A 14,846-nucleotide genomic window follows, 5' to 3' on the forward strand; every position below is an offset into this window, starting at 1 on the left:
CTACATCAGGGTGAAACCGCCGCCGCTGGTTGAGGTCTCATGGAGCTCCAGCCGTCGCAGCGTCGCGCCCCGCGGGATGTCGAAGGCCAGTCTGCCGCGGATGGACGCTCCTGGATCGGCGGTGTTCCAGATGGTCTCGCCGGGCAGGTAGAAGCGCGACAGGTAGTCGGCGCCGTGCCGGGCGCCGGTGCTGTCGTACGCGTACTGGTGGGTGTTCTCCAGGGCACGAGGCGACGTGCCCGTGTTGTGGATCGTCAGGGTGACCAGGCAGAACTGGCCGTCCGGGTGGCGGGCCAGGAACCCGAGGCCGAGCTGCTCGATCCCGCATTCGACACCGTCCACGGCAAACAGCAGGGAGCCGTCCCGGAAGCCGCCCGAGCCGGGCGGGGTACTCGGGGTCGGTGTTGGTGTTGGTGTTGGTGTCGCCGAGGATTCCGCCGGCCTGGCCAGGGCGGTCATTGGTCTGGCCACGGGCACGGCAGGTTCGGTGGACGTCCCGTCATCGCGATGCACCACCACCACCCCGATCGCGGTGAGAGCCGCCAGCACCAGGACCAGGCTGGCGGTCAGCGGAACGCGGCCACGTCCCCGGCGCCGCCGCCCCGTGCGCGGGGTGCTGTCCGGGGACTGCGCGGGCTCCGCGGTGAGCCCGAGCAGCCGGACCGACGGGCCGACGGACCGCTCGCCCGGCCGGCGCTCGACGAGGCGCAACAGCAGGTCCCGGGCATCAGGCCGGCTGGACGCATCCTTCGTCAGAGCACAGCGGACGAGGTCCTCCACCTGCCGTGGCAGGCCGGCCAGGTCCGGTTCGGCCGTGGTGATCCGGTGGGCGAGACCGACATCCCCGCCGTCCCCGAACGGATGCCGTCCGGTGCCCGCGTAGGCGACGAGGACACCCCAGGCGAACACATCGGCCGCCGTCCCGATCGGCTGACCGGTGATCTGTTCCGGTGCCATCCACCCGGCCGAGCCGAACCCCCAGGCGGTCGGCCTGCCACCGGTGCTGTCCAGGGCCTGGGCGATGCCGAAGTCGATGACCCTGGGTCCGGACAGCGAGAGGAGCACATTGCTCGGCTTGAGATCCCGGTGCACCAGACCGGCATGGTGAATCGCGGTCAACGCGGTCGCCACCCCGACCGCCAGCCCGGTGAGCGTTGACGACTCGAGCGGGCCTCTGCTTGTGACAGCATGGTCCAGCCGGAGGCCGTCGATGAACTCCGTCACCAGGTATGGCGCGAAAGCCTCCGGGTCGGCGTCGAGCACCCCGGCGGTGCAGAACGACGCTACGCTGCGAGCGGCCTCGACCTCCCGCCGGAAACGGCGGCGGAACTCCTGGTCCCTGGCCCGGTCCGGCCTGATCACCTTGACCGCGACCGGCCGCCCCCGCTGGTCGTGCGCGTAGTAGACGGCGCCCATCCCGCCCACACCCAGCCGGCTCATCACGACGTACGGGCCGATGACGGTCGGCTCGTGCGGCAACAGGGGTTCACCGGGGACGCACGCCTCGACGGCGGGAACCGTACACCCTTCCTGGTATTGCACCATGTCAGCAGGCGGCGAACGGACCTGTCACCGAAATGCAGGACGAGCACGTTTCGGAGTCATGGAGGGCCTGCACCGCCTCGAAGTTGCACACAGTCGTTACGCTCCCTTCGCCCAAACCAGGACCAGTGGTTGTTCTGTATCTGGTCGACGACCGTGCTCATCAATCCGACTTCCCAGCACAATCCTGCCTGAGCAGGGCCTGTCAGTCATCATCCGCCCGCAGGCAGTTCCACCTACTTATGACGCAGTACACGCGGCCCGCCGTACTTCAACCGCAGTACCGTCAGCCGGACGTCAGCCTGCGACGGTTCGCTCCTGGAGCACCGCGACCAGGTCGGCCTCGAGAGCCGGGGCCTGCGCCGGGAAGTACTCCAGCAGGACGCGCAGACTCGGCAGTGACGGTTCCGTCCCGCTGTCGGCGTCGGCGAACTGGGGAAGGTGCCTGTGCAGGACCGGCAGGAGCGCGGCCCACAGTGCGGAGTCGCGGAAGATCTCCCTGAGTGGGGTGTCGAGGGTGTGCATGGGCTGGTCCGGTGTCGGGACGTCGTACTCCCAGTGGTGGCTGCCCGGCCCCACCTGGACGGTCAGCTCGTCGGGGTGGCCCGGCAGGACGACGTCCGCGGTGGCACCCGGCGGGACGTCGACGTCGACGGTGCGACGGCCGTCGGGTTCCTGGCGCCAGGCGACTCGCACCCGCCCGTGCGGGGTGTCGTGGGTGAGCGTGGCGTGGGTGAGGCCGCCACCGGGCCGCGGCGCGATCCGCATTCGCCGGTAGCCGGGCTCGACGGGTTCGAGGCCGCCGACGACGCGGTGCAGCCAGTCCGCGACGGCGCCGAGGGCGTAGTGGTTGAGCGACGTCATGCCGGTGTCGTGCAGTGATCCGTCGGGCCGGATCGCGTCCCACCGCTCCCAGATGGTCGTCGCGCCCCGCGTCACCGGGTAGAGGAACGACGGGCACTCGGTCTGGCGCAGCAGCCGGTAGGCCGTGTCGAGCTGGTCGGTGCGGCTCAGCGCGTGTGCGACCAGCGGGGTGCCGGCGAAGCCCGTGCTGATCCGGTGATCGGCCTTGGCGACCAGTTCGGCGAGCCGGCGCCCGGCGCGCGCCTGCTGGGCCGGGTCGAGGATGTCGAAGCAGATGGCCAGCGCATAGGCGGTGGCCGTGTCGTTGGCGACCAGGCCGGACGGGGCGACCCACTCGTCGCGGAAGGCCGCCCGGACCCGCTGGTGCAGTGCCGTATACCGGGCTGCGTCGCCGGTGTGGCCCAGGACCTCGGCGGTCTGCGCCAGCTGGTGGGTGGTGTGACACAGGTAGGCGCAGGCGACCAGATAGGCGTCCGTCCTGCCGCCGGCCGGGTTCTTCGGCGGCGCGTCCGGATCGAGCCAGTCGCCGAACTGGAAACCGGAGTTCCACAGCCCCCGCTCGTCCAGCAGGGCCTCCACGCTGTCGATGAAGGCCGTCATGGACTCGTACTGGGCAGCGAGCAGCTCCCGGTCGCCGTACTGCTGGTAGAGCGTCCAGGGCAGGCTCACCGCGACGTCTCCCCACAGCGCCGTGGGCGCCGTGATCGGCATGCCCCCGACGTCCGGGACGACCAGCGGCACGTGCCCCTGCGCGCGCTGCTCTGCGGCGAGGTCGGTGAGCCAGGAGCCCAGCACTGCGCGCACGTCGTAGAGGAACGCGGCGGTGGGGCCGAAGGCATTGATGTCACCGGTCCAGCCGAGCCGCTCGTCGCGCTGCGGGCAGTCGGTGGGCACGCCGACGAAGTTGCCGCGCATCGACCAGACGATGTTGCGGTGCAGCTGGTTCACCAGCTCGTCGGAGGTCTCGAACCAGCCGGTCCGGCGCATGTCGCTGTGCACCACCACCGCGGTCACCGCCCCGGTGTCGAGGCGGCCGGGCCATCCCTCCACCTCGACGTAGCGGAAGCCGTGGAAGGTGAACCGCGGCTCCCACGTCTCCGGACCACCGCCGCGCAGGATGTAGCGGTCGGTCGCGAGCGCCGTCCGGTTGGGCCGGAAGTCGGCCTCACCGTCGATCAGGGTTTCGGTGTGCCGCAGGACGATCGTGGTGCCGGCCGCCCCGCGGACGGTGAGACGGACCCAGCCCGACAGGTTCTGCCCGAAGTCGACGACCGTCCGCCCGGCCGGCGTCGTCAGGATGTCGACGGCGGGCAGCTCCTGGACCCGCCGGATCGGCGGCGCGCTCGGCGCGACCAGGGTGCTCAGGTCGCGCGGGACGACCTCGACCGGCGACCAGTACGTGTCGTCGAAGCCGGGCTCGGCCCAGCCCGCCGGTTCCAGGCTCGCGTCGTGGGTCTCGCCGTCGTAGATGCTGTCCGCCAGGGTCGCCCCGGTACCGGCACGCCAGTCGGCGCCACTCGCGATCACCTCCACCCGGTCGCCGTAGTCGAGCTCGAGTTGCAGGAACCCTGCCGGGCGGTCCGCCCAGACGGCCCGCTTACCCTCCTCCCAGGTGAGCCTGCCCACCGCCCAGCCCTCGCCGAGGACGGCACCCAGGGCGTTGGCACCCTCCACCAGCAGACCGGTGACGTCGTGAGTGCTCACGACCAGGCGATGCCGGTAGGACGTCCAGCCCGGCGCAAGGACCTCGTCGCCCACCGGGGCGCCGTTCAGGTGGGCCTCGATCAGCCCCAGCGCGGTGACGTGCAGGGTGGCGGAGCGCAGTCCACCGCCCACGGTGAACTCCCGGCGCAGATACGGCGCCGGTGCGGGATCCCGCCTGGCCGGGTCGGACGGGGCGGCGATGAAGGCGGCGTTCCAGTGCGGGGGCATCGGACCTCGATCTCTGACGGGAGCGGCGACCGGCGACCGGCGGCGGGCCAGGGCCGGTCAGGCAGGTGGGCGGGACGCGGTGGCAGGGAGCGCGATGGCGTGCGGCGGTGTGGCCGGCTCGGAGGGAACGTGGATGTGGTCGCGTCCGAGGTCCGCGATGCCGGCGGCGCCCAGGAGGGCCAGGGTGCGGTGGACGTCGGCGGCGAACCAGGCGAGTAGCCGGTCGACCCCGCGTTCCCCGCCGGCACCGAGCGCGTAGAGGTAGGCGCGGCCGGCCATGGCCGCGTTCGCGCCGGCCGCGACCGCCTTGACGATGTCGCTGCCGCGCCGGACCCCGCCGTCGCAGATGATCTCGCTGCGGCCGCCGACGGCGTCGGCGACCGGAGCGACGAGTGGCAGCGTGGCCGGTGCTCCGTCCAGTTGCCGGCCGCCGTGGTTCGACAGCACGATCGCGTCGACGCCGGCTTCGGCCGCGAGCGTCGCGTCCTCGACGGTCTGGATGCCCTTGACGACGATGCGCCCACCCCAGACCGAGCGCAGCCAGGTCAGGTCCGCCCAGGAGAGGCCGGGGTCGAACTGGGTGTTGATGTAGTCGGACAGTGTCACCGGTGACGCGCCGTCGCCCACGTCGCGGCCCGCGACGTTGCTGAACCGGATCGGTTCGCTGCGGACGAACTGCCAGGTCCAGCCGGGATGCAGCGCGCCGTCGAGGATCGTGCCCGCACCGATCGTGGGCGGCAGGGAGAAGCCTCTGCGTACGTCGCGCTCCCGGCGGCCGAAGACGGCGGTGTCGACGGTGAGCACGATCGCCTCGTAGCGGGCCGCAGCGGCGCGCTCGATCATCTCCCGGACCAGGCCGCGGTCGCGCCAGGCGTAGACCTGGAACCACAGCCGCCCGTCGCTGACCGCGCGGACCTCCTCGATCGAGCGCGTGCTCAGCGTGGACAGCGTGTAGGGAAGTCCGGCGCGGGCGGCGGCGCGGGCCACGGCCAGCTCCCCCTGCGGATCGGCGATGCGGGTGAATCCCGTGGGTGCGAGCACGAGCGGGTACGCCGCCGGCACACCGAGGATCTCGGTGCCGATCGAGACCTCGGGCAGGCCGCGCAGCACCCGCGGGCGGAAGGTCACGGCGGCGTAGGCACGCTCGTTCGCGGCGAGGGTGCGCTCGTCCTCCGCGGCGCCGTCGATGTAGTCGAAGACCCCGCCGGGCAGCCGCCGCCGGGCGATCCGCCGCAGGTCGTGCACGGAGGCCGCCCGCGCCAGCCGCCGCTCGGTGCGGTCGGTCTCGACGGGGCCGAACCGCAGGACGGAACGCAGTGTCGCCAGGGGCCTCATGACGCTCATGTCGGCTCGTACCTCCGGAGGGTCGATGCGCGCGCGAGGTGCCCGCGCAGGTCTTCCAGGGTGGCCGGCGCGGCACCGTGGGCCCGTGCCTGGACGAGGATGTTGCCGAGCGCGGTCGCCTCGACCGGCCCGGCGACGACCGGCACCCCCGCCTCGTTCGCGGTGAGTCGGCAGAGAAGCTCGTTGCGGGAGCCGCCGCCGACGAGATGGATGACCTCGACCTTTCGCCCGGTCAGGTCCGCGGCCCGCCGCAGGGTGCGTGTGTAGGCGAGGGCGAGGGAGTCGACGATGCAGCGCGCGAGCGCGGCCGGCGTCCGGGGCACCCGGCCGTCGCCTTCTCCGTCGCTTACCGCCGCCGCGATCCGGGCCGGCATGTTTCCCGGTGCGAGGAGCGCCGGGTCGTCGACGTCGATCACCGGACCGCCGCGTGGCAGCGCCGCGGCGGCGGCGAGGAGATCCTCAAGGTCGGGGCTGTTCCATTCCCGCAGGCATTCCTGGAGCAGCCACAGCCCGCCGACGTTGCGCAGGAACCGCACGCGGCCGTCGACACCGATCTCGTTGGTGAAGTTCGCCGCGCGGGCGTCCGGGGTGAGGACCGGCGCCGGTAGTTCCAGGCCCACCAGCGACCAGGTGCCGCACGAGACGTAGCCGAAGCTGTCGGTCGTCGCCGGGATCCCGACGACGGCGGAGGCGGTGTCGTGCGAGCCCACCGTCGTCACCGGGACCGGTGGGCCGAGGGCGTGCGTGACGCCGCGGACGGTACCGGGCGTCTCGAGATCCGGCAGCAGCCCGCGCGGGATGTCCAGCCGTCGCAACAGCTCGTCGGACCACCGGCGCGTCCGGACGTCGAGCAGGCCGGTCGTCGAGGCGTTGGTGAGCTCGGTGCGCAGCCGCCCGGTCAGCCGGTAGGCCAGCAGGTCGGGCACCAGGACGACGTGGGCGGCCCGGTCCCACAGCAGGCCACGCTGCTGTGCGGCGAGCTGGTACAGCGTCGTGAACGGCAGGAACTGCAGCCCGTTGACGGCGAACAGCTCCTCGGGGGGCACCGTGGCGTGCACGTCGTCGACGACCTGCGCCGCGTGCCCGTCGCGGTAGGCGACGGGCGGTGCGAGCAGCTCCCCGGCGGCGTCGAGGAGGCCGACGTCGACCGCCCAGGTGTCGATGCCGATCGACTCCACCTCGGGGCAGGCCCGGGCCAGCTGGCGCAGCCCGCGCAGCATCTCGCGGTGCAGGTGGTCGAAGTCCCAGCGCAGCGATCCCGCGGTCTCGACGAGCGGGTTGGCGAACCGGTGGACCGGCCGCAGGGACACCGATCCGCCCTCGACCAGCCCGGCCATCACCCGGCCGCCGGACGCACCGATGTCGACGGCGGCGAACACCCGGGCGGCCATCGTCAGCGCAGGAACGCGGCCGCGACGCCGGCGTCGACGGGGACGAGCAGGCCGGTCGTGTGACTGAGCTCGCCCGAGCACACGGCGGCGACCGCGTTGGCCACGTGCTCGGGCAGCACCTCCCGCCCGAGCAGGGTCCGCCGGGCGTAGAAGGCGCCGAGCTCCTCCTCGGGGATGCCGTAGACCGCCGCGCGCTGGGCGCCCCACCCGCCGGCGAAGATGCCGCTGCCGCGCACGACGCCGTCCGGGTTGACGCCGTTGACCCGGATCCCGTGCTCGCCGAGTTCGGCGGCCAGCAGCCTGACCTGGTGCGCCTGGTCGGCCTTCGCGGCGCCGTAGGCGACGTTGTTCGGCCCGGCGAACAGGGCGTTCTTGGACACGATGTAGACGATGTCACCGCCGAGCCGTTGGTCGATCATGGCTCGCGCCGCGGCCCGGGCGACGAGGAAGCTCCCCTTCGCCATGACGTCGTGCTGCAGGTCCCAGTCCCGCTCGGTGGTCTCGAGCAGCGGCTTCGAGATGGACAGGCCGGCGTTGTTGACGACGAGGTCGATCCCGCCGAACGCGAGAAGTGTCGCCTCGACGGCGGCCTCGACCTCGCCCTCCTTCGTCACGTCCGCGCCGACGCCGACCGCGACGTCGGCGCCGCCGAGATCGCCCGCCGCCGACACCGCCCTGCCCGCGTCGAGGTCGGCGACGACCACGCAGGCGCCGTCGGCGGCGAGCCGCGCCGCGGTGGCCCGCCCGATGCCGCTGGCCGCGCCGGTGACCAGCGCGATCCGGCCCGCGTGCCGCTTCGGCTGCGGCAGGCGGCGCAGTTTCGCCTCCTCCAACGCCCAGTACTCGATCCGGAACTTCTCGCTCTCCGGGATCGGGGCGTAGGACGAGACCGCCTCGGCACCGCGCATCACGTTGATCGCGTTGACGTAGAACTCGCCGGCCACGCGCGCCGTCTGCTTGTCCCTGCCGTAGGAGAACATGCCCACGCCCGGCACGAGGATGATCGCCGGGTCGGCCCCGCGCATCGGCGGCGAGTCCACGGTGGCGTGGCGCTCGTAGTAGGCGCGGTAGTCGTCGCGGTAGGCCTCGTGCAGCTCCGCGAGCCGCCGGACGCACTCCTGCGGTGCCGCCGAGGCCGGCAGGTCGAGCACCAGCGGGCGGACCTTCGTCCGCAGAAAGTGGTCGGGGCAGGACGTCCCGAGCCGGGCCAGCGCGAACAGCTTCTCGCTCGCCAGGAACTCCAGGACGACGTCGCTGTCGGTGAAGTGGCCGACCAGGCGGTGGTCGCGCGACGCCACCGCACGCAGATGGGGGGCGAGCGCGGCCGCTGTCGCGCGCCGTTGCGCGGCCGGCAGCGCGCGCCGGTCGTCGACCTCGGCCCCGAAGGGCCGCGGCCGCCCGTGCCGTTCGAGGTGGAGTCGCGCCTGCTCGATGATCCAGGTGGAGTTGCGTTCGGCTTCCGCGCTGGTGTCGCCCCAGGCGGTGATGCCGTGCCCGCCGAGGATGCAGCCGACAGCGCCGGGGTTGTCGCGCTGTACGGCCGCGATGTCGAGGCCGAGCTGGAATCCCGGTCGCCGCCACGGCACCCACACGACCTTCGGGCCGAAGACGTCCTTGGTGAGCCGTTCGCCGTCGGCGGCGGTCGCGAGGGCGATGCCGCTGTCCGGGTGCAGGTGGTCGACGTGCGCGGCCTCGACGAGCCCGTGCATGGCGGTGTCGATCGAGGGCGCGGCGCCACCCCGGCCGTGCAGGCAGAAGTCGAAGGCGGCGACCATCTCGTCCTCGCGGTCCTCGCCGGGGTAGACGCCCACGAGCGCGCGCAGCCGGTCCATCCGGAGCACGGCGAGACCGGGCTCGGTCAACGTGCCGAGATCGCCGCCCGACCCCTTGACCCACATCAGCTCGACGTCGCGGCCGGTGACCGGATCGGTCTCGACGCCCTTGGCAGAGGTGTTCCCGCCCGCGTAGTTGGTGTTGCGCGGGTCGGCCCCGAGCCGGTTCGACCGGGCGAGGAGCTCGGCGACGGTCCGGTTCCCGCTCACGCGCCCCACCCTGCCTGGGTGCCGCCGACCCGCTCGGCCGCGACGCGCTCCGCGTACCCGCTCGCGCGGAACGCCGCGAGGGGGTCGGCGGGCAGCCCGCGCGACTCACGCCAGGCGGCGAGATCCGCGCGCACGTCCGTGTAGAAGGCGTCCATGAGGACGGCGTTCGCGGCAAGCACGTCCCCGGCCCGCTCCGCCTCGGCGAGCGCAGTCCGGTCGACGAGCAGCGCGCGGGCCGTCATCTCCTGCACGTTGAGCACGGACCGGATCTGGCCCGGGATCTTCGCCTCGATGTTGTGGCACTGGTCGAGCATGAAGGTCACCTCGCTGCTCTCGTCGCAGCCACCGCCCCGGACGACCTCGGTCATGATCCGGAACAGCTGGAAGGGGTCGGCGGCGCCGACGATCAGGTCGTCGTCGGCGTAGAAGCGGGAGTTGAAGTCGAACGCCCCCAGCCGCCCCAGCCGGAGCAGCTGCATCACGATGAACTCGATGTTGGTGTGCGGGGCGTGGTGGCCGGTGTCCAGGCACACCACGGCGCGCTCTCCGAGCGCCAGGCAGTGGACGTAGGCGGTGCCCCAGTCGGGGACGTCGGTCGCGTAGAGGGCCGGCTCGAACAGCTTGTACTCGAGCACGAGCCGCTGGTGTGCCGCCAGCCGGGCGTAGATCTGGCCCAGCGCGTCGGCGAGCCGCTCCTGGCGGTCGCGCAGGTCGGCCTGGCCGGGGTAGTTCAGCCCGTCGGGCAGCCAGATCTTCAGATCGCGACTGCCCGTGGCATCCATGATGTCGACACACCCGAGGACGTGGCTGATCGCCTTCGCCCGGACCCGCCCGTCGACGTGACAGAGGCTGCCGAGCATGTAGTCGTCGTCCTGGAACGTGTTCGTGTTGATCGTGCCGAGCCGGACCCCGTTGTCCCGCGCATGCTCGCCCAGCTTGCCGAAGTCGTCGACGAGATCCCAGGGGATGTGCAACGCGACCGACGGCGCCAGCCCGGTCAGGCGGTGCACCTGCGCGGCGTCAGCGATCTTCTCGAACGGATCACGCGGGATGCCACGCTGCGTGAACACCCTGAACCGCGTCCCGGAGTTCCCGAACGCCCACGAGGGCAGCTCGATCTCCTGCCGAGCGAGGTCCTCTGTCGTCTCGCTGAATGCCCGCATCACTGCCAGCCCTTCCGGCCGCCAACCCCTCCGGCCTATGTGAGATCTTGTAAATTGTCACACAATCTCGCAAGACCGGCAATCGTGAACCGAGGACGTTCGTGAACTGAGAAGGGACAGGCGCACAGCCACATACCGGCCGGCGCGGCGGCGTCACCGGATCCGCGTCACCCGCCGGTACGGCGCCAACCGGTCGTCCTGCGGGTCGAGCTCGGTCACCAGCCAGTCGACGCGGTCCCAGTCGAGCCAGCGCGCGACGGCCCGCGTGCCGAGTTTCGAGGAGTCGACGGCCAGGACGACCTGCTCGGCGCCGACGGCCAGCGCGCGCTTGACGTCGGCCTCCTCCGGGGTTTCCTCCAGCGGCCCCGCCCGTTCGTCGAGGGCCGCCGCCGAGGCGAACAACCGCCGCACGGTGATGTCCGCCGCCGCCCGGCTTGCCAGCGGGCCGACCAGACTGCCGGTCCGGGGATCGAGCCGTCCGCCCGTCAGCAGGACCGAGATCCCCGGCCTGTCGCGCAACACACCGAACGTGTCGGGCCCGTTCGTGACGACCAGCAGATCGTCCGCGCTGGTCAGCGTGCCGGCGAGCCGCATGACCGTCGAGGACGCGTCGAACGCCACCGCGCCCCCGTCCGGGACGAGACCGGCGAGCTTCGCCGCGATGCGCCCCTTCGCCCCCGCCATCCGGTCCCGGCGCTGGGCGAAGCTGCGCGGGCCGACGGACCGCGCCCCGCCGCGCACCCGGCGGGCCACCCCGCGTTCCTCCAGCTGGACCAGGTCCCGCCGGATCGTCATCTCGCTGACGTTGAGCTCCGCGGCCGCGGCGGTGATCGTGACCGCTCCCTGGGCCCGGAGCTGGTCGCTCAGCCACGTCAGCCGATCCTCGCCGGGAACGTTCCGCTGGGGCAGTGGCACAGGCACCTCGCCGGGCGCGCGTTACGAGTGTGAGAACGATGTGCGAAGCAACGTCAGGCTAACGGAACCGGACAGTCTCTCGCCGCCCGGGGCCGGCCACGTCAACCGTCGGCCACGTCAACCGCCCGCCACGCGGACCTAGCCCGTGAACGGCTGCACCGGCCGGCCGGGGACCCCCGGGGCGAAGGCGAACACCGCGCCCGCGGCCGGATGCCGGGTGAGGTCGGTGCCGACCTGGGAAGTGGTGACGTAGAGCGTGTCGAGACGGTCGCCGCCGAAGGTGCAGGCCGTCACCCGGGGCGCCGCGATGGGGACGATCCCGTCGAGGCGGCCGGTCGGTGAGTAGCGGTGGACGGCGCCGCCGCCCCACAGCGCCACCCACAGGTAGCCGTCGGCGTCGACGGTGAGCCCGTCCGGCGCACCCGCGTCGCCGGGGATGGTGACCAGGGTCCGCCGGCTGCTCAGGCCCCGCTCCGAGTCGTAGTCGAAGACGTCCACCCGCGACGTCGGGGAGTCGACGTAGTAGGCCCGGGCGCCATCAGGGCTCCAGGCCAGCCCGTTGGAGACGGTGACACCGGTCAGCACGACGCTGACCGTGCCGTCGGGTGCAAGCCGGTAGAGCGAGCCCGCGCCGGCCGTCTCGGCGTAGGCCATGGATCCGCAGTAGAAATGGCCGTCCGGGTCACAGCCGCCGTCGTTCATCCGAATCCCGGCATCGGCGCCCCACAGGTCCCCGAGATACCGGCGGACACCGCCGGCCAGGCCTGCCGGGTCCTCCCGGCCGGCACCGTCCTCCCCGCCGGCGGGGTCGACGAGCGCGAAGCCCCGTTCCAGGGCGAGCACCGCCCCACCGCTGGACCGTGGTCGCAGGGCCGCCACCACGGCACCGACGTGGTCACGGCGGACCGCGCCGGTCGCGACGTCGACGGCGAGGACGTCACCGGCCAGCAGGTCGACGCAGCGCAGCCCACCCCAGTCCGGGCTCCACACCGGGCCTTCGCCGTGGAAGGCGACCGGGTCCGTGATCTGCTCAGGGCAGTCGGTGGCCACCGGTCAGACACCGCGGCCGCGCTGGGGGATGTTCCAGGGATTGTCATCACGCAGCGGCTCGGGCAGCAGGCGCGCGGGCAACGACTGGTAGGTGACGGGTCGCAGGAAACGGGAGATCGACGTCGTCCCGACCGAGGTGTGCAGCGATGTGGTCGCCGGGTAGGGGCCGCCGTGGGTCATGGCCGGGCTGACCGACACGCCGGTCGGCCAGCCGTTCCACAGCACCCGCCCGGCCCGTTCCCGCAGCTCGGCGAACAGGTCGGCGGCGAGGTCGTCGTCGGTGTCCTCACCGTGCACGGTGGCGGTGAGCTGCCCGCCGAGGGTCCGGGTCGCCGCGAGCAGGTCGGCCGGGTCGTCGTAGGTGACGAGCAGCGACGTCGGCCCGAAGCATTCGACCGCCAGCGCGTCCGGGTCACGCAGCCAGTCGGCGATGCTGGTGGCCAGCAGCGTCGGCGTGACCCCGCCAGGCGTCGCTCTGCCAGACGTCGCTCTGCCAGACGTCACCCCGTCCGGCATTGCCCCGTCCGCTCCGGCGGTCGCCGCTCCGGGTGTCGTCCCATCCCCGGCAACCAGCACCCGTACCGCGGGATGGCCCGTGAGCTCACCGAGGGTGTCCCGGTAGCCGGCCTCGATCCGTTCCCCCAGCAGCGAGGTAGCCGGCCGCGCGGACACCAGCCGGACGAGGTCCCTCTCGGCGAAGCCGGCCGGGGCGAACAGAAGGCCTGGCTTGGTGCAGAACTGGCCGGTGCCCAGGGTGTACGAGTCGACGTAACCGGCCCAGATCTCCGGGCCGCGCCGGGCGGCGGCGGCCTCGGTCACGAAGACCGGGTTGACGCTGCCCATCTCGGCGTAGAACGGGATCGGCTCGTCGCGGGCGGCGGCGAGGTCGAACAGGAGCCGGCCGGCGTGCTCCGAGCCGGTGAAGGCACCGGCCCGCACCCGCGGGTCGACGAGCGCGGCCCGCGCCGGCTCGTCACCTTCGATCAGGGCGAAGGTCCCCGCGGGCGCGCCGGTGGCGGCCAGCGCGTCCGCGACAACGGTGGCGGTGCGGCGGGAGAGCTCCGGGTGGCCGGGGTGGGCCTTGAGCAGCACCGGGCAGCCGGCGGCGAGCGCGGCGGCGGTGTCGCCGCCGGCGACGCTGAACGCGAAGGGAAAGTTCGAGGCGGCGAAGACGAGTACCGGCCCGACCGGGGTCAGCATCCGGCGCAGGTCGGGGCGCGGCCCCGTGGGCCAGGCCGGGTCGGGCAGGTCGACCGTCGCCTCGAGGTACCCGCCGTCGTCGAGGAGGTCGGCGAACAGTCGGAGCTGGAACGTCGTGCGGACGAGTTCACTGCGCAGGCGCGGTTCGGGCAGCCGGGTCTCGCGCATCGCGACCGGGACCAGGTCGTCGGCCGCGGTGTCCAGGGCGGCGGCCACCGCGCGCAGCATCGACGCGCGTGCGGCCGGCGCGAGCGTGCCGAACGGGCGGGCTGCCGCCACGGCGGTGGCGAGCAACCCTTCGATGTCGGTCGTGACGGTGTCCACAGCCTTCCTTCCGTTCACGAGGCGGTGTCGCGGCAGGTCGTGTGCCGCGGGATGACCTTCACGGCCGCAGCAGGATCTTGACGGCGGTGCCGGCGTCGTCGGAGAGCAGGCGGAACGCCTCGGCCACGTCGTCGAGGGGCAGCTCGTGGGTGATCAGTGCCGCCGGGTCGAGGTGGCCGGCGGCGAACGCGCGTACTGCGTGGGTCCAGGCCCGCGACGGGGCCCCGAAGGCGGTGTGCACGGTGAGCTGCGGGAGCACGAGGTCGAGGGCGCGCAGCGGCTGGTCGCCGTCGGCGGCGAGACCGGCGAGCACCACCCGCCCGCCGCGGCGGGCCAGCCCGCAGGCCAGCGCCGCGCTGCCGGGCGCGCCGGCGGCCTCGACCACCACGTCGAACCGCCGCGCCCACCGGTCACCGGCGGCCTCCTTCGGCGTCAGCAGCGTCGTGGCACCGCACCGGGTGGCGAGCTCGGCGCGGCCAGCACGGGGATCCACCGCGACGAGCTCGCCCGGGCCGCCCGCCGCCAGCAGCTGGGTGGCCAGCAGACCGAGTGTGCCCGCGCCGACCACCGCGACCCGCTCGCCCGGAACGGCGGCGGCGTGCAGGCACAGGGCCGCGGCGCACGCCGCCGGCTCGAGGCCGGCGGCGGCGCGCAGGTCGGCGTCGGGCGGCAGGACGTGCAGGAGGTGGGCCGGCACGACCAGGTGGTCGGACCAGGCGCCGGGGCAGGTGAAGCCGGTCTCGTCGTAGGGGGCGGTGCACAGGTTGGTGCCCCCGCGCCGGCAGGCGGCGCAGACCCGGCAGGAGCGGAAGCCCTCGGCCACCACCCGGGCGCCCACGAGCGACGCGTCCCCCGCCGGGCCGACCGCCGCCACCGTGCCGGACCATTCGTGCCCCGGGACGACCGGGTACCGCACGAATCCGGCGGGCCGGGTGCCGCGCAGCACCTCGCGGTCGGAGCCACAGATGCCGGCCCGGGCCACCCGGACCAGCACCTCACCCGGGCTGGGGGCGGCCGGTTCGGCCGGGCGTACCGCCAGCTGCCCTGGTGCGTCGATCCACACCGCGCGACCGGTCACG

At 73.2% G+C, this 14,846-nt stretch carries 10 protein-coding genes; all 10 read right to left on the bottom strand.

Annotation, left to right across the window (positions count from 1 at the left end; all coding sequences use genetic code 11):
- The 10 genes from AB1460_RS08625 to AB1460_RS08670 all read right to left on the bottom strand — a co-directional run bounded on the left by AB1460_RS08625 (position 1) and on the right by AB1460_RS08670 (position 14,845).
- Positions 1–1,479 carry a serine/threonine protein kinase gene (locus tag AB1460_RS08625; RefSeq protein ID WP_420497222.1) on the bottom strand — a complete coding sequence of 493 codons (1,479 nt, stop codon included), beginning with the start codon at positions 1,477–1,479 and terminating at the stop codon, positions 1–3.
- A gap of 360 nt (positions 1,480–1,839) precedes the next feature.
- Positions 1,840–4,338 carry a glycoside hydrolase family 78 protein gene (locus tag AB1460_RS08630; RefSeq protein WP_368960152.1) on the bottom strand — a complete coding sequence of 833 codons (2,499 nt, stop codon included), beginning with the start codon at positions 4,336–4,338 and terminating at the stop codon, positions 1,840–1,842.
- Positions 4,339–4,395: 57 nt separating this feature from the next.
- Positions 4,396–5,673 (bottom strand): alpha-hydroxy acid oxidase, encoded by a 1,278-nt coding sequence (locus AB1460_RS08635; RefSeq protein ID WP_420497223.1) that lies wholly within the window; start codon positions 5,671–5,673, stop codon positions 4,396–4,398.
- A 5-nt stretch (positions 5,674–5,678) separates the two neighbouring features.
- The gene (locus AB1460_RS08640; protein ID WP_368960156.1) at positions 5,679–7,073 is read right to left on the bottom strand and encodes a rhamnulokinase; all 1,395 of its coding nucleotides are present in this window, start codon (positions 7,071–7,073) and stop codon (positions 5,679–5,681) included.
- A gap of 2 nt (positions 7,074–7,075) precedes the next feature.
- A complete protein-coding gene (locus tag AB1460_RS08645; protein WP_368960157.1) occupies positions 7,076–9,115 on the bottom strand; it encodes a bifunctional aldolase/short-chain dehydrogenase in 2,040 nt (679 codons plus the stop codon).
- Positions 9,112–10,278 (bottom strand): L-rhamnose isomerase, encoded by a 1,167-nt coding sequence (rhaI, locus tag AB1460_RS08650; protein ID WP_368960159.1) that lies wholly within the window; start codon positions 10,276–10,278, stop codon positions 9,112–9,114. The genes AB1460_RS08645 and rhaI overlap by 4 nt, the downstream gene beginning before the upstream one ends.
- Positions 10,279–10,431: 153 nt before the next feature.
- Positions 10,432–11,193: a DeoR/GlpR family DNA-binding transcription regulator gene (locus AB1460_RS08655; RefSeq protein WP_368960160.1), complete on the bottom strand. Its 762-nt coding sequence runs from the start codon at positions 11,191–11,193 to the stop codon at positions 10,432–10,434.
- A 138-nt stretch (positions 11,194–11,331) separates the two neighbouring features.
- Complete coding sequence (locus tag AB1460_RS08660; protein WP_368960161.1) at positions 11,332–12,243, bottom strand: SMP-30/gluconolactonase/LRE family protein; 912 nt, start codon at positions 12,241–12,243, stop codon at positions 11,332–11,334.
- Between the two features lie 3 nt (positions 12,244–12,246).
- Positions 12,247–13,767, bottom strand: coding sequence for an aldehyde dehydrogenase (NADP(+)) (locus AB1460_RS08665; RefSeq protein ID WP_368960163.1), 1,521 nt, complete (start codon positions 13,765–13,767; stop codon positions 12,247–12,249).
- Between the two features lie 58 nt (positions 13,768–13,825).
- A complete protein-coding gene (locus AB1460_RS08670) occupies positions 13,826–14,845 on the bottom strand; it encodes a zinc-dependent alcohol dehydrogenase (protein ID WP_368960164.1) in 1,020 nt (339 codons plus the stop codon).
- Position 14,846: the final 1 nt, after the last annotated feature.

Source organism: Parafrankia sp. FMc2 (genome assembly GCF_041008525.1).
Classification (GTDB): domain Bacteria; phylum Actinomycetota; class Actinomycetes; order Frankiales; family Frankiaceae; genus Parafrankia.

Bases quoted from the DNA above. Each gene is read 5' to 3' on its own strand.
- AB1460_RS08630 (WP_368960152.1), bottom strand. From the start codon at position 4,338: ATGCCCCCGCACTGGAACGCCGCCTTCATCGCCGCCCCGTCCGACCCG.
- rhaI (WP_368960159.1), bottom strand. From the start codon at position 10,278: ATGCGGGCATTCAGCGAGACGACAGAGGACCTCGCTCGGCAGGAGATC.
- AB1460_RS08640 (WP_368960156.1), bottom strand. From the start codon at position 7,073: ATGGCCGCCCGGGTGTTCGCCGCCGTCGACATCGGTGCGTCCGGCGGC.
- AB1460_RS08635 (WP_420497223.1), bottom strand. From the start codon at position 5,673: ATGAGGCCCCTGGCGACACTGCGTTCCGTCCTGCGGTTCGGCCCCGTC.